Below are 14186 nucleotides of genomic sequence, written 5' to 3'. Positions count from 1 at the left end.
GCTCAGTCCTGACCCTGCAGGTGCTTGCGGACGTAGGCGCGCCAGGTGGGCGCCCACTGCTTGGGGTCGTCGAGCGACGTCATGTCGATCTTGTGGATCGTCTGGTTGTACGGCGCGCCCTTGACGAACTCCGGATCCCGGCGCGCCTCGTCGGCGACGTGGGCCAGGATCGCGGCGTACTCGTCGAGGTCCTCCTTGGCGTAGGACTCGGTGGGCTCCAGCGTGAAGGGCTCGGGCACCAGGTAGGGGTGGTGCGAGGTCCAGTAGTGGACGCCGAAGTCCGCGGCGCGCACGCCGATCTCCTCCGAGTGCACGCCGGTCTCCTCCGACAGCTGCTGCCAGGAGTAGCGGGCCTGCTCGACGTGGCGGCTGTTCCATGGGACGGAGGCGCCGGGAATCTGGAGGATCTTGTGCATGAGGTAGTTGTTGTTGAGCACCGCGGTCTCGGCGACCTGACGGAGTCCTTCCGCGCCCAGCGACATGATCCATGCGTATGCCCGGACGACGTTCGGGGTGACGCCGAGGAACGGGCGGATCTTGCCAACGGACTTTTCCGGATATTTCAGCACAAAACGCCCGGAACCGTCGAATTCAGTACCTTCGAATTCAGTACTGTCGGATTCCACCCGGTCGACGGTCGGCTCGGGCAGGAACGGCTCCAGCGCGGGTGAGACGCCACAGGCGCCCGCCGCCGGTCCGCCGCAGGAGTGCGGGGTGGAGAACGTCTTGTGCAGGTTGAAGTGGCACAGGTCGAAACCGACGTCACGCGCCCGGGTGATGCCCAGGATGCCGTTGGCGTTGGCCTGGTCGTAGCAGGCCAGGCCGCCCACCGAGTGGACCAGGTCCACGAACTCCTTGATGCGCGGGTTGAAGACGCCCGTGTCCTCGGGGTTGGTGATCATCAGCGCGGCGGTGCGCGGGCCGATGGCCGCCTTCAGCGCCTCGATGTCCGGCAGGCCATTGGCGTCCGGCATCAGCGTGATGACCTCGTACCCGGCGGTCTTGGCGCAGGCCGCGTTGGACGGGTGCGAGAACATCGTGGTGATGACCTGGTCGCGGGCCTCGCCGCCGTTGGCGGCGTGGTAGGCGCGGATCATCGCGATGTTGGCGTAGATCGCCGCCGACCCCGAGCCCGGCTGCAGCGAGACCCGGGACATCCCCGAGATCTCCGCCAGCATGCGCTCCATGCGCCAGTAGATCTCCAGCACGCCCTGCACGGTGTCCTCGTGCTGGTGCGGGTGGAGCGGCCCGGTCGCCTTGGCGAACAGGTCGTTGACCTTGGGGCTGTACTTCATCGTGCAGGTGCCCTGGCCGACGTCGATGTTGAGGTCGAAGCCCAGGTTCTCTTGTGACAGCCGCAGGTAGTGCCGCAGCACGTGCAGCTGCGACATCTCGGGCAGCTTCGGCGCGTGCTCCCGGCGCACCGACGCGGGCAGTTCCACCGCGGGCCCCTCGGCCTTGGGCACGGCGATGCCGCGCCGCCCCGGCTGCGAGAGCTCGAAGATGATCGGCTCGTCCCATCGGGCCTGGTGGAAGCGGCGCAGCGGCGGCTTCGGCGCCACCGGCAGCTCGGCGAACGACTCTCCGTGACCGCTCATGCGCCCAGAACCTCCTTGACGGCCGCTGCGAGCCGGTCGATGTCGTCGGTGGAGTGGCACTCGGTCACGCACACGAGCACCGTGCGGTCGTCGAGGGCGACGCCGCCGAAGATCCCCTTGTCCCGCAGCCCGTCCAGGAGCGCGCCGGACGAGGGCACCTCGATCGCGAACTCGCGGAAGTGCACGGCGTCCTTGTGCCGCACGGTGACGTGCCGGCCCAGGGCGTCCATGGCGTAGCGGGTACGCGACAGGATCGTCTCCCCGACCTCCTTCATGCCCTCCGGGCCCATGAGCGCCAGGTAGACACCGGCGGTGATGCCCCACAGGGCGGCAGCCGTACCCACCCATTCCTTGCCCTCTTCGCGGTGGGCGAAGGAGGTGCGGTCGTAGTAGACGTCGCCGAAGCCGTACTCGCCGGGGACCTTCGTCGGCGCGATGCCGAACAGGCGGGAGGGGAACTCCGCGACCAGCGGCTCGTGGTCCTGGGTGGCGATGTAGCCGGCGTGGCCGCCGCCGAAGCCCGGGTGCATGCCGAGCGGCTGGATGTCGCCGCAGGCGATGTCGGCGCCGTAGGCGGCCGGGGGCGCGAGGACGCCGAGAGAGATCGGGTCGGCGCTGACGACGAGCAGCGCGCCGTTGGCGTGCGCCAGGTCGGCCAGTTCCTTGCCCCGGGTCTCGACCACGCCGTAGACGTTGGGGGTCTCCAGGTAGATCGCGCCGAAGGTGTCGTCGATCGCGACCTCGCCGATCTCGCCGCTGGCGGCGACCGGAGCGAAGACCATCTCGATGTCGTGGCCGAGGAAGTCACGCAGCTTGCTCAGCTTGTCGGCGGCGATGGCGCCGCTGAGCAGCACCTTGGGCCGGCCGGTGTAGCGGCAGGCCATGCGGATGGCGGTGCCGGACGCCTGGTAGCCGTCGTAGGTGGGGACGTTGACCACGTCCATCTCGAGCAGCTCGCCCATCATGCTCACGTACTCGAACAGGGCCTGGAACCGCCCATGGTCCTCGTACGGCTCGCCGGCGTAGGCGGTGAGGAACTCGCTGCGGGAGTTGACCTCGTCGCAGACGGCCGGGACGTAGTGCGCGTAGCTGCCGTGCCCGAGGAAGCTCAGCCCGGCCACGTTCTTGGCGAACAGGCCCTCCATGTGGCGCACGAGATCCTGCTCGGCCACCAGCGGCGCGGGCAGGTCGAGGGGGCGGTTCAGCCGGAGCTCGGCCGGAATGTCGGCATAGAACTCCTCGACGCTCCGCGCGCCGACGGCGGCCAGCATCTCGGCCCTGACACCTGGCTCGGTGTTCGGGATATAGGGGTGTGTCAACGGATCTCCTTCAACACGATGGCGTCTCGGGGGGCGAGCTCGATCTCGCCGTGGAGGGTGGTCTGGGTGAGCAGGTCCTCGCCGCGGTGCGGGAGCGTGACGCGCCGGGTCTCGGCGGTGTGGTTGAGCAGGAAGAGGTACGCGCCCCTCCGCACGGCCTCCACCCCCTCGGGAACCTCGATGCCCCGGACTCCCGCGCGGGCGAGCACGTCGTCGAGGATCGGCGTCACGTCGTCGAGCAGGCAGCTCAGGTAGGTGGCCCGGCCCTTGCGGGTGATCGCGGGCCACCCGTCGAGGTCGCCGCCCCGGTAACGGGCCAGCACCTCCGCGTCGATCGGCCGCAGCCACTCCGCCCACGTGTGCGCGCTGCCGCCCTCCACGGGCTGGCGGACGCCGTCGGGCAGCGGCCACCACTCGTCCACGGCCACGCCGAGCAGCTCGCGCAGCGGTCCCGGCGCGCCGCCGTCGTGCACCTGGTCGTTGGCGTCGACCACGCCGCTGAACGGCCCCACGACCAGCTCTCCCCGGTACGCCGCGAGCTCGTCACCGGCGAGGTAGAGATTGGGGGCGATCACCAGCTTGTAGCCGGACAGGTCCCGGCCGGGCGGCGTGAGGTCCACGGCGATGCCGCGCGCGTGCAGCGGCGCGTACCAGGCCAGCAGGAGGTCCTTGAGCTTGAGCCGGTTGGACGGCATCGACTCGGGCGCCTCCAGGCCCCACCAGCTGTCCCAGTCGAGGACCAGGGCGACCTCGGCTTCGCCGTGGGAACCGGCGACCTCACCGAGCTTGCGCAGGTCCGCGCCCAGGCGCAGGGTGTCCTGCCAGCCCCGGGTGGCGGTGCCGCCGTGCGGGAGCATCGCGGAGTGGAACTTCTCCGGGCCGTACTTGGCCTGGCGCCACTGGAAGAACATGACGCCGTCGGAGCCGTGGGCCAGCGCCTGCAGGCTGTGCAGGCGCATCATGCCGGGCGGCTTGGGCGCGTTGACCTCGCGCCACGACACGGCGCTCGGGGCCGACTCCAGCAGCAGCCACGGCTGCCGCTTCAGCGAGCGCATGAGGTCGTAGCTGAGGGCCACGGCCACGTGCGAGTGCGGGTCGGCGGGGTCGGGGTAGGCGTCGTCGCTGACGAGGTCCTCGGCGGCGGCCCACTTCCAGTAGTCCAGGCCATGCAGGATGCTCATGAAGTTCGTGGTGACCTTGACCTCGGGCGTCACCCGGCGCAGCACGGCCTTCTCGGCCTCGAAGAGCTCCAGCAGGGCGTCGCTGCAGAAGCGGCGCCAGTCGAGGAGCTGCGCGGGGTTGACGGGGCCGGGGGCGGTGCGGGGCGGCTCGACCTGGGCCAGGTCGGTGTAGTGCTGGCCCCAGCAGGAGGTGCCCCAGGCGGCGTTGAGGCCGTCGGCGTCCTTGTAGCGCTCGGCCAGCCAGCGGCGGAAGTGCCGGGCCGACTCCTCGCAGAAACATTCGAGGGTGTGGTCGGCGTATTCGTTGCCGATGTGCCACATGGCCAGCGCCGGGTGGTCCTTGTAGCGCTCGGCCATCGCCTCGGCCAGCCGTACGACGTGGTCCTTGAAGACCGGAGAGCTGGGGCAGTAGCCCTGCCGGGAGCCGAACTCCAGGCGCACGCCGTCGGCGCTCACCGGCATCACCGAGGGGTGCTCGCGCACCAGCCACGGCGGCGGGGTGGCGGTCGCGGTGGCCAGGTCGGCGGCGATCCCGTGCTCGTGCAGGAGGTCGAGGACGCGGTCGAGCCAGCCGAAGTCGTACTCGCCCCGCCTCGGCTCCAGCCGCGACCACGAGAACACGGCGACCGTGGCCATGTTCACGCCGGCCTCGGCCATCAGACGCATGTCCTCGGCCCAGACCTCCTCGGGCCACTGCTCGGGGTTGTAGTCCCCTCCGAACAGCAACCCCGGCACCCGGGTCAGCCCCACTCTTACTCCTCTTGTGCTGTGTACTATTTTGTACACAGAATTCATAGTGCAGTATTTTGCATCACGTCAAGCGCTACGCTGAACAGGGAAGATCACACCGAAGGAGTGCCATGCCGATCGAGCGGCGACCACTGCGCGAGCAGATCAGGGACGAGCTCTTGAGAAGGCTCGATCGCGGCGACTTTTCCGCGGGCACGGACATCAACGAGGCGGCGCTGGCGGGCGAGCTCGGCGTCAGCCGTACTCCCCTGCGTGAGGCACTCATCACACTCGCGGGCGAGGGCGTGCTGGAGAGCTCTCAGGGCAGGGGCTTCCGGTTCGCGCCGGTGAGCAAGAGGGAGTTCAGGGAGCTGTGCGAGATCGTCGCCGCCCTGGAGTCACTCGCGCTGGAGACCTCCGACCCCGGCTACCTGCGCAAGATCGCCCCCGAGCTGCTCCGGCTGGCGCGCGACTTCCCCGACCCGGTCGCCGAGCAGCAGATCATAGAACGGCACGACGACGAGTGGCACGACCTGCTGCTGAGCGGCTGCCAGAACGAGCGGCTGCTGGACCTGATCACCAGCGTCAAGGCCGGCATGCGGCGCTACGCCCACCTGATAGCCGGCGACGACGCCCCCCTGGAACGTGAGGCGGCCGAGCACTGCGAGGTGGCCGAACTGCTCATGGCCGGACACCTCGACAAGGCGACCGGGGCACTGCGCGACAACTGGGTGAACGGGATGGAGCGCATGATGTCCCGCATCCCCACCCCTTAGATCGCGGAATAGTTGAAAGATAAACTGGGTTAGGCCCTGCAGACCCCGCAGGAAGGAGCCCGACATGCCCGCCGTAACCGTCGAGAACCCGCTCACCCTCCCGCGCATCCCGGCCCACACCGGCCCGCAGCGCAAGGTGCTGGCGGTCGAGACCGCGCCCACCGGCTTCGAGGGCGAGGGCTTCCCCGTACGCAAGGCGCTGGCCGCCATCAAGCCGCAGTACCTCGACCCGTTCGTCATGATGGACCAGATGGGCGAGGTCGACTACGCCGCCGGCGAGCCCAAGGGCACCCCGTGGCACCCGCACCGCGGCTTCGAGACCGTCACGTACATGATCGACGGAGTCATCGACCACCTCGACTCCAACGGCGGCGGCGGCACGATCACCAACGGCGACACCCAGTGGATGACGGCCGGCGCCGGCATCCTGCACAAGGAGGCCCCGCCGGAGTGGCTCGTCCAGAAGGGCGGCCTCTTCCACGGCATCCAGCTCTGGGTCAACCTCCCCGGGGCCAAGAAGATGATCGCCCCCCGCTACCAGGACATCGGCAGCTCCAGCGTCGTCCTGCTCAGCAGCGACGACGGCGGCGCGCTGGTGCGCCTGATCGCCGGCGACCTGGGCGGGCACGCCGGGCCCGGCTCCACCCAGACGCCCATCACGCTGCTGCACGCCTCGCTCAGCCCCGGCGCGCGCCTGACGCTGCCGTGGCGCAAGGACTTCAACGCGCTCGCGTACGCGCTGTCCGGGAACGGCAGCGCCGGGACGGAGAAGACGGCGTTCGGCAGCGGGCAACTGGCGGTGTTCGACGGGTTCGGCAACCGGCCCGGACTGGCCACCTCGGGTGAGGCGATCACGCTCACCGCGGCGCCGCGCTCGGCGCTTGAGGTGATCGTCCTGGGCGGCGAGCCCATCGGAGAGCCGGTGGCGCACTACGGGCCGTTCGTCATGAACACGCGGGCGGAGCTGGTTCAGGCCTTCGAGGACTACCAGGCCGGCAGGCTGGGCGTCATCCCGGCCGAACACGCCTGACCGCATCTCGCGAGCCCATCCCACCACAGCGGACCCGGAGTCTTTCAGGGCACGCCCTGCTTCTCCGGGTCTGGCTTATTCGGTCTGCTTTTCTGATTCCGTCCGCTTTTCTGATTCCGCCGCCGCCCAGGCGAAGACGCTTCTGGCCATCAGCGACTGCTCACCCGCCGCCCTGGCCCCGAAGACCTCGGCGCGGACCCGGTGCACGCCCCGGTCGCCGGGGGCGGCCAGCGCCGCCATCTCGGCCAGGTGGCCGGCCAGGCGCTCGTCACCCTCGCCCAGGGCCTTCAGCGCGGCGTCGGCCAGCACCGAGGCGCCACCGGCCAGCCCGGCGACCGCCGCGGCCACGGCGGCGTCCGGGGCGGGCTTCAGGGTGGCGGGGTTGCCGTCGTACCAGCCGCCGTACAGCCGCCAGAGGTTCCTGACCACGAACTCGGGCTCGTCGTAGCGGGCACGCAGGTACGGCCGGTCGGCCAGGTGCGCCGGCGGGCGTACCGTGTGCATGATCTCGTCCAGGCGGGCGCCGGCGTTGAGGAGGCCGAGCGCCTGGGTGACCAGGGACTCCAGCCATTCCGCCGTCTCCAGCAGCGCCGTGCGGATGCGGTCGCGGCCGAAGATGGGAGCGCCGTGGCTGGGGAGCATGATCTCGGCGTCCAGGGCGGCCATGCGGCGCAGGGCGTGGACCCACTCGCGCGGGTAGCGCTGGACCTTCTGCGGATTGCCGCAGTTCGGGGTGACCCAGATGAACAGGTCGCCGGGCAGCAGGAGCTTGTGTTCCGGGACGTAGCAGACGCTCGCGTCGTCCGTCTCGCCCTTCGCGTGGAAGAGGTCGAAGGTGAGGCCGCCGCGCCGTACCGCCAGAGAGTCGTCGAAGGTGACGTCGGGGTGACGGTAGTCCATGGGCCAGCGCAGGTTCGGGGCCTGGAACTGGCGCTGGTTGATGATCGCGTTGTAGCCGTTCGTCAGCACGTACCGGTGGAAACGGGCTACAACTGCCTTGTGGGCGTAGATCGTCGCGCGGGGTCCGGATTCCTCGAAGGGCGCGGTGCCGAAGACGTGGTCGATGTGGCCGTGGGAGTAGAAGGCCGTGGACAGCGGGGCCTTCGACCAGGCGCGTACGTCGGTGTGAAGTTGCGCCGCCGAGAAGGGGCTGCTGGTGTCGAAGAGGACCAGTTCGCCCTCGGTCTCGAAGGTGATCACGTTGCCGAAGCCCGGCCACCACCCGAGCCCGTCCGCGATCGGCTGGACACCCTTGCCGTCCATGCCGGTGTCCACGATGCTGTCGTCCGACTCACCGTTCCAGATACGGTCCGCGTACTCCTCAATCATGGGCATCACCTTGTTCTAGAACACGATTCTAGGCAAGGGGTCACGGAAGCGCCTCACAAGGTCACGGGTCGATTGCGCCCTCTTGACGGGAGTCACCGGACATTCATACGTTCGGCAAAACGTTTAGGAAACTTTCCTAATTGATCCCCTTCAGGAGAGATCCGTATGTCCCACCCGGGAGAGATCACACGGCGCCAGCTGCTGCGCCGGATCGGCCTGACCGCGTTCGTCGCCGGCCCCGGGGTGGGCCTGCTCTCAGCCTGCGCCACCGGCGGCACCGCGGCTCCGTCCGCCTCCGCCCCCGCGCCCGCCTCCAGCGCCGGCTCCGACCCGAAGAACCCCTTCGGCGTCGACGCCAAGAAGGGCCTTGAGGTCGTCATCTTCACCGGCGGCTTCAAGGACGACTACGCCAAGCTCGTCCACGAGGCGATGTACACCAAGTCCTTCGCCGGCGTCTCCATCAAGCACACCGGCACCCAGAACGTCGGCACCATGCTGCGCCCGCGCTTCCTGGCCGGCGACGCGCCCGACGTCGTCAACAACTCCGGCCCCGAGGCCATGGACGTGGCCGCGCTGGCCGCCGAGGGCCACGTCGCCGACCTGGGCCCGCTCTGGGACGCCCCGGCGCTCGACGACCCGGGCAAGAAGGTCCGCGACACCGTCACCCCGGCCGCGCTCGAGGAGGGCAAGCTCAACGGCAAGGACATGACGCTCAACTACGTCGTGTCCCACCGCGGGCTCTGGTACAACAGCAAGCTCTTCGAGAAGGAGGGCTGGACGCTCCCGCAGACCCTCGACGAGTTCAAGGCGCTGGGAGACAAGGCCAAGGCCAAGGGCATCCTGCTGTTCGCCTACCCGGGCCAGAAGGGCCCGTACTACATGCTGTGGAACATGCTCTACCAGGCCGCGAAGATCGGCGGCAACCAGGCCATCATCGACATCGACAACCTGGTGGACAACGCCTGGAAGTCGGAGGCGTTCAAGGCGTCCGTGACCGCCTGGCACGAGATCTTCACGAAGTACAGCGACAAGTCCTACCTCGGCCTGGACCACACCCAGACCCAGATCAAGCACCTTCAGGACAAGTTCCTGTTCTACCCGACCGGCTCCTGGCTGGAAGGTGAGATGGCCAAGGACAAGCCGGACACCTTCGAGTACGCCCTCGCGCCGTTCCCCACCGTCACCGCCAACGACACGATGCCCTACGGCGCCATCCAGGTCGGCACCGGCGAGGTCTTCTTCGCCACCGCCAAGGGCAAGAACCCGCAGGGCGCGCTGGAGTACCTGCGCATCATGCTCTCCAAGGAGGGCGCGAAGGGCTTCGTCCAGCAGACCAAGAGCCTCACCATCGTGAACGGCTCCGCCGAGGGCGTCGACCTGCCCCCGGGCCTGGCCTCGGCCAACAAGGTACAGACCGCCGCCGGGCAGAGCCTCATCACCTCCGCCCGCTTCGAGGGCTGGTACAAGGAGCTGTTCGACTACGCCTGGGCGCAGCAGAACATCCTCATGGGCGGCCGGATGACCGTCGACGAGTTCCTGGACAAGGTCCAGAAGAAGGCCGACGACATCAAGGCCGACTCCTCCATCGCCAAGCAGACCAGGAACGCGTAACTCGATGGAGCGGCTTCGCAAGTACGGTTTCGTCCTGGGATTTCTCGCCGTCCCGGTGACGCTTTACGTAGTCTTCGTGATCAGTCCGTACATTCAGGCTTTTCAGCTCTCGCTGACGAGCTGGAACGGCTACCAGGCGAACCCCGCCTTCGTCGGGTTTGAGAACTTCACCAGACTCTTCAACGACGAGGTCTTCTGGAACGCCCTGCGGACCCACGGGATCGTCCTGCTTGTGATGCCTCTCGTCGTGCTCGCCCTCGCGCTGGCCTTCGCCTTCCTGCTCAACCTGGGTGGCGGCTCGCGCGGGGCCGGCATGCGGGGCGTGTGGGGCTCGACCTTCTACAAGGTCGTGTTCTTCGCGCCCCAGGTCCTGGCCGTCGCCATCGTCGGCGTGCTCTGGAAGGCGATCTACCGCCCCGACGAGAGCGGCGTGATCAACGGCGCCGTCATGAAAATGGGTGGCGAGCCGATCGGCTGGATGAGCGACCCCAACCTGGCCCTCTGGTCGCTGATCGCGGTCATGGTCTGGCAGGCGGTCGGTTTCTACGTGGTGCTGTTCTCCGCGGGCATGTCGGCCATCCCGAAGGACTACTTCGAGGCCGCCGCCCTCGACGGGGCCGGCCGGTTCACCCTCTTCTTCCGCATCACGCTGCCGCTGCTGCGTGACACGATCCAGGTCGGTTGGGTCTACCTGGGCATCGCCGCCTTCGACTGCTTCGCCCTGGTCCAGGTGCTCACCCTGGACGCCGGCGGGCCCGACGGCGCCACCACCGTGCTCCCCGTGGAGATCTTCAAGACCGCCTTCTCCTACAGCAAGGTCGGGTACGCCTCCGCGATGGGCGTGGCGCTGTTCTTCCTGACGGTCACCTTCGCGGTGCTGACCCTGCGCGTCACCCGGCGCGAGAAGATCGAGATGTGATGGATCCGAGGCGACACGCATCCATCCGTCATCGCTCGGCAAGAGGACTCTGACATGCGAAACAAGCCGAAGCCCAGCGCCCTGAGCGGCCTGTCGCACGTCGCGCTCGCCGTCTGGGCGCTGCTGATCATCCTTCCGCTCCTGTGGACGTTCCTGGCCGCGTTCAAGGACAACACCGAGATCTTCGGCGACGCGCTCCAGCTCCCCGGCGCGGTCCGCTGGGACAACTGGGCCCGCGCCTGGGAGAAGGCCCACGTCGGGCAGTACATGATCAACACGGTGATCGTCGTGTTCTTCAGCACGCTCGGCACGATGTTGTTCGGCTCGATGGCCGCCTACGTGCTGGCCCGCTACAAGTTCGTCGGCAGCAAGCTCATCTACCTGCTGTTCGTCTCCGGCATGGCGTTCCCGGTCTTCCTGGCGATCACCCCGCTGTTCTTCGTGGTGAAGCAGGTCGGGCTGCTCAACTCCTACCTCGGCCTGATCATCGTCTACATCGCCTACTCGCTGCCCTTCACCGTGTTCTTCCTGGCCGCCTTCTTCCGTACGCTGCCCGAGGCGGTGGCCGAAGCGGCGAAGATCGACGGGGCCTCGCACACCCGCACGTTCTTCCAGGTCATGCTGCCGATGGCCAAGCCCGGCCTGATCAGCATCACCATCTTCAACGTGCTGGGCCAGTGGAACCAGTACCTGCTGCCGCTCGCGCTCGTACCGGCCGACCGCTCGAAATGGGTCATCACGCAGGGCATCGCCGACATCTCCACCATCGCCGGCTACGAGGCCGACTGGCCCGCCCTGTTCGCCGCCATGAACCTGGCGATCATCCCGGTGCTGATCGTCTACATCATCTTCCAGCGCCAGATCCAGTCCGGGCTCGGCGCGGGGGCCTTGAAGTAACGTTGCCCTCATGAGTGAGTGGACCCGCGAAGGTGAGGAACTCCGGCGCACGATCACCGCGCCGGACTTCCCCACGGCCATCCGCATCGTCGACGAGATCGCGGTCAAGGCCGAGGAGATGAACCACCATCCCGACATCGACATCCGGTGGCGTACCCTCCACCTGGTCCTGACCACGCACGACGCGGGCGGCCTGACCGACCTCGACCACCGGTTGGCGGCCATCATTGACGAAATCGCGGCCAAACACGGAGCGTAAGTACACGGTCACTCGCTAGAGTTGGCAGGCCCACAGCCCGTCACTCCGGGGAGAGACCATGCGTCGGCCCGCCATCCTTCTGTCGCTGTTCGTGCCGCTGCTGGCCGCGGGCTGCACGCAGTCCGCCACCCCCGTGGCGGCCCCGTCACCCACCGCCGCCGTGACACCCACCGCCGCCGTGACGCTCAAGGGCGCCGGCCGCTTCACCGACGCCGACACCGCGGCCATCGCCTACGACCGCAAACTCGCCCCCGCCGGATCCCAGGCCAGCCTGACCGCCGAGTCGATCGGCGGCAGGACGACGTCGTCGCTGGTCGTGGAAGGGCTGCTGCCCAAGCGTACGTACGGCGCGCACCTGCACACCAACCCGTGCGGCGCCAAGCCCGACGACGCCGGGCCCCACTTCCAGCACCACGGGAAGAGCGCCAGTGCGGCGAACGAGGTGTGGCTCGACGTCACCACGGACGCCGAGGGCACGGGACGCGCGACGGCCCGCAACGACTGGGCCCTGGAGCCGGGCCACCTCCCCCGCGCCCTGGTCATCCACGCCCAGCCGACCACCAGCACGGGGCCGTCGGCGGGCACCGCAGGCTCCCGGGTAGCCTGCCTCACCCTCAACTAACCCGCCCTTCCCCCCTTCTGGGCCACCCTTCGCCGCGCCGCCCCTTCCCCTTCCTGGGTCGCCCTTCGTCGCGCCGCCCCCCGGTCACCGCTTTCCCCAGCCGTCCCCGCCCCGGGCTTGCCTCCTGCCCCTCGGTAACCCATTCCCTGGCCGCCCCTCCCGGGGGCAAGCGGCGCTCGTGCGGCCATCAGCTGCAGCCGCGCCCTCCCTCGCCCCAGCCGCTCCGCCGCTACCTCCGCACGCCACCGCGTGCCCACCCGCGCCACGCGCTTCGCGTTGCCTTCGCCCACAGGCGCTCACCCCTGCCCCACCGCCTGTTTCGCGCTGCCGCAGCCTCCGCGCATGCCCTGGCCTTGAAACTCCGCTGGGCGACGCACCCGCCTCCCCTGGCCCCCGTGCCCAGGTCTGGGCGGTCTTGTCGGCTATGGCCCTAGGATGCTTACACAATTACGTCGAAGGGCTTGAAGAATGTCTGAACGCCGGTGGCAGCCGCCCCGCTTAAGGCTTTTCGAGGGTGACCACAGGCGCGCCACCTGGCTGGAACTCCTGTACGACCTCGTGTTCGTCGTGGCCGTGGCGGAGCTCGCCGACGTACTGGCCCATGGGAACGGCCTGGCCTTCGTCGGCCTGTTCGTCCCGCTCTGGTGGGCCTGGGCGGGCTACGTCTTCTACGCCAACCGCTTCGACACCGACGACGTCAGCCACCGCCTGCTCATGCTGCCGCAGATCCTCGCGATCGCGCTCATGGCCGCCAGCGTCGGCGACATCGGCAACCGGTCGGCGTTGTTCGCCGTGTCGTACGTCGTCGTACGTCTGCTCCTCATCGTCGCCTACGTCAGGGCGCGCAAGCACGTCCCCGAGGCCCGCGCGCTCACCACCCGCTACATCCAGGGCTTCGCGATCGCGGCGGCGATCTGGCTGCTGTCGCTGGCGTTCGAGCCGCCGATCCGGTACGTCCTGTGGGGCGTCGCCGTGGCCATCGACCTGGCGACGCCGTTCCTCGCGCGACGCCATCAAGGCTCACTGCCGCCGCAGACGGAACACCTCCCCGAGCGGTTCGGGCTGTTCGTCGTGATCGTCCTGGGCGAAGTCGTCGCAGCGGTCGTCTTCGGCCTCAAGAGTCACGCCGTGACGCCGGGCAGCGTGCTGATCGCGCTGAGCGGGATCGCGGTGGCGATGGCCTTCTGGTGGCTGTACTTCGGTCACCTCGACGAGTCCGTCGTCCTGCGTACGCGGCTGGCCGGGCAGGTATGGGTGTATTCGCACCTGCCGCTCGCGCTCGGGCTGGCCGCTTTCGGCATCGGGGTGGAGCACGCGCTGGCCGAGCCCGGATCGTCCGGCTGGTCGGTGGGCATCCCCGCCGCGCTCGTCCTGGCCACGCTCGGCCTGCAACACCTGTGCTCCGGCGACCGCCGCTCATCCACCGTCCGCGCCGCGAGCGCCGGGCTGATCCTCGTGTTCTCGTGGCTCCCGGTGACCGTTGTGCTGCTGTTCGTCCTGCTCATCGGCGCCGGTCAGGTCGCGTACCTGCTGGCCCGCCCCGTCACCGGAGACACACCATGATCGAAGACCTCTTCACCCGCCAGCTGACGGCCATCGCCGACGGCGACCTGGAGGCCATCCTCGCCCAGTACCACGAGGACGCCATGATCGTCCGCCTGGACCGCGTGGCAACGGGCCCCGAGGAGATCCGCGCCTTCTTCACCGCCTACCTGGAACTCAAGCCCCACGTAGCGGAGATCAAGGCCCTCCAGGCCGTGAACGACACCATCTTCTACAACGCCGTCATGACGGTGAACAACAACCAGGTCAGCGCCTACGGCACCCTGATCATCCGAGACGGCCGGATCTGGCGCCAAACCGCCGCCGCCATCCCCCTGTAACTCTCCACGCCCTTCCAAGGCGGCCCTCCCCCT

13 protein-coding genes are annotated in these 14186 nt (G+C 68.7%); 9 read left to right on the top strand and 4 right to left on the bottom strand.

Features of this window, described 5'->3' with window-relative positions; translation table 11 throughout:
• Nucleotides 1-2: 2 nt before the first annotated feature.
• From gcvPB to ACIBKY_RS31450, 3 genes are read right to left on the bottom strand one after another with little or no spacing between them, the layout of a single operon-like run.
• Nucleotides 3-1598, bottom strand: a complete 1596-nt coding sequence (gene gcvPB, locus ACIBKY_RS31460) for an aminomethyl-transferring glycine dehydrogenase subunit GcvPB (RefSeq protein WP_397102233.1) — start codon at nucleotides 1596-1598, stop codon at nucleotides 3-5.
• The gene (gene gcvPA / locus ACIBKY_RS31455; protein ID WP_397102231.1) at nucleotides 1595-2917 is read right to left on the bottom strand and encodes an aminomethyl-transferring glycine dehydrogenase subunit GcvPA; all 1323 of its coding nucleotides are present in this window, start codon (nucleotides 2915-2917) and stop codon (nucleotides 1595-1597) included. Before gcvPA ends, gcvPB begins: the two co-directional genes overlap by 4 nt.
• Nucleotides 2914-4848 carry a beta-galactosidase gene (locus tag ACIBKY_RS31450; protein WP_397102229.1) on the bottom strand — a complete coding sequence of 645 codons (1935 nt, stop codon included), beginning with the start codon at nucleotides 4846-4848 and terminating at the stop codon, nucleotides 2914-2916. The genes gcvPA and ACIBKY_RS31450 overlap by 4 nt, the downstream gene beginning before the upstream one ends.
• Before the next feature lie 110 nt (nucleotides 4849-4958).
• On the opposite strand from ACIBKY_RS31450, the gene ACIBKY_RS31445 reads away from it, so the two are divergent.
• Both ACIBKY_RS31445 and ACIBKY_RS31440 read left to right on the top strand, forming a co-directional pair.
• Nucleotides 4959-5603: a GntR family transcriptional regulator gene (locus ACIBKY_RS31445; RefSeq protein WP_397102227.1), complete on the top strand. Its 645-nt coding sequence runs from the start codon at nucleotides 4959-4961 to the stop codon at nucleotides 5601-5603.
• A gap of 64 nt (nucleotides 5604-5667) precedes the next feature.
• The gene (locus ACIBKY_RS31440; protein ID WP_397102226.1) at nucleotides 5668-6633 is read left to right on the top strand and encodes a pirin family protein; all 966 of its coding nucleotides are present in this window, start codon (nucleotides 5668-5670) and stop codon (nucleotides 6631-6633) included.
• 75 nt (nucleotides 6634-6708) lie between these two features.
• On the opposite strand, the gene ACIBKY_RS31435 is transcribed toward ACIBKY_RS31440, so the two are convergent.
• A complete protein-coding gene (locus tag ACIBKY_RS31435; RefSeq protein WP_397102225.1) occupies nucleotides 6709-7962 on the bottom strand; it encodes an alkyl sulfatase dimerization domain-containing protein in 1254 nt (417 codons plus the stop codon).
• 165 nt (nucleotides 7963-8127) lie between these two features.
• Here ACIBKY_RS31435 and ngcE point away from each other — a divergent pair, with 165 nt between their 5' ends.
• From ngcE to ACIBKY_RS31400, 7 genes are all read left to right on the top strand, one after another.
• Nucleotides 8128-9573, top strand: a complete 1446-nt coding sequence (gene ngcE / locus ACIBKY_RS31430) for an N-acetylglucosamine/diacetylchitobiose ABC transporter substrate-binding protein (protein WP_397102223.1) — start codon at nucleotides 8128-8130, stop codon at nucleotides 9571-9573.
• Between the two features lie 76 nt (nucleotides 9574-9649).
• Nucleotides 9650-10492, top strand: a complete 843-nt coding sequence (locus ACIBKY_RS31425; RefSeq protein ID WP_397102221.1) for a carbohydrate ABC transporter permease — start codon at nucleotides 9650-9652, stop codon at nucleotides 10490-10492.
• Nucleotides 10493-10546: 54 nt separating this feature from the next.
• The gene (locus ACIBKY_RS31420) at nucleotides 10547-11389 is read left to right on the top strand and encodes a carbohydrate ABC transporter permease (RefSeq protein WP_397102219.1); all 843 of its coding nucleotides are present in this window, start codon (nucleotides 10547-10549) and stop codon (nucleotides 11387-11389) included.
• A 10-nt stretch (nucleotides 11390-11399) separates the two neighbouring features.
• Entirely contained in the window at nucleotides 11400-11648 is a 249-nt protein-coding gene (locus tag ACIBKY_RS31415; RefSeq protein WP_379610402.1) for a 4a-hydroxytetrahydrobiopterin dehydratase, read from the top strand.
• Nucleotides 11649-11706: 58 nt separating this feature from the next.
• Nucleotides 11707-12270 (top strand): superoxide dismutase family protein, encoded by a 564-nt coding sequence (locus tag ACIBKY_RS31410; protein ID WP_397102217.1) that lies wholly within the window; start codon nucleotides 11707-11709, stop codon nucleotides 12268-12270.
• Nucleotides 12271-12738: 468 nt separating this feature from the next.
• Nucleotides 12739-13833, top strand: coding sequence for a low temperature requirement protein A (locus tag ACIBKY_RS31405; RefSeq protein ID WP_397102215.1), 1095 nt, complete (start codon nucleotides 12739-12741; stop codon nucleotides 13831-13833).
• Complete coding sequence (locus tag ACIBKY_RS31400) at nucleotides 13830-14153, top strand: nuclear transport factor 2 family protein (protein ID WP_397102213.1); 324 nt, start codon at nucleotides 13830-13832, stop codon at nucleotides 14151-14153. The genes ACIBKY_RS31405 and ACIBKY_RS31400 overlap by 4 nt, the downstream gene beginning before the upstream one ends.
• Nucleotides 14154-14186: the final 33 nt, after the last annotated feature.

The sequence above is a fragment of the Nonomuraea sp. NPDC050394 genome (assembly GCF_044459065.1).
Taxonomy (GTDB): Bacteria; Actinomycetota; Actinomycetes; order Streptosporangiales; family Streptosporangiaceae; genus Nonomuraea.
The sequence above is the reverse complement of the archived record's forward strand: the minus strand, read 5'-3'. Positions and strand labels throughout refer to the sequence as shown.

Excerpts from the sequence above, each read along its gene's own strand:
- ACIBKY_RS31420 (WP_397102219.1), top strand. The coding sequence starts at position 10,547 with ATGCGAAACAAGCCGAAGCCCAGCGCCCTGAGCGGCCTGTCGCACGTC.
- ACIBKY_RS31405 (WP_397102215.1), top strand. The coding sequence starts at position 12,739 with ATGTCTGAACGCCGGTGGCAGCCGCCCCGCTTAAGGCTTTTCGAGGGT.
- ACIBKY_RS31410 (WP_397102217.1), top strand. The coding sequence starts at position 11,707 with ATGCGTCGGCCCGCCATCCTTCTGTCGCTGTTCGTGCCGCTGCTGGCC.
- ACIBKY_RS31440 (WP_397102226.1), top strand. The coding sequence starts at position 5,668 with ATGCCCGCCGTAACCGTCGAGAACCCGCTCACCCTCCCGCGCATCCCG.
- ACIBKY_RS31400 (WP_397102213.1), top strand. The coding sequence starts at position 13,830 with ATGATCGAAGACCTCTTCACCCGCCAGCTGACGGCCATCGCCGACGGC.
- gcvPB (WP_397102233.1), bottom strand. The coding sequence starts at position 1,598 with ATGAGCGGTCACGGAGAGTCGTTCGCCGAGCTGCCGGTGGCGCCGAAG.
- ngcE (WP_397102223.1), top strand. The coding sequence starts at position 8,128 with ATGTCCCACCCGGGAGAGATCACACGGCGCCAGCTGCTGCGCCGGATC.
- ACIBKY_RS31435 (WP_397102225.1), bottom strand. The coding sequence starts at position 7,962 with ATGATTGAGGAGTACGCGGACCGTATCTGGAACGGTGAGTCGGACGAC.
- ACIBKY_RS31415 (WP_379610402.1), top strand. The coding sequence starts at position 11,400 with ATGAGTGAGTGGACCCGCGAAGGTGAGGAACTCCGGCGCACGATCACC.
- ACIBKY_RS31445 (WP_397102227.1), top strand. The coding sequence starts at position 4,959 with ATGCCGATCGAGCGGCGACCACTGCGCGAGCAGATCAGGGACGAGCTC.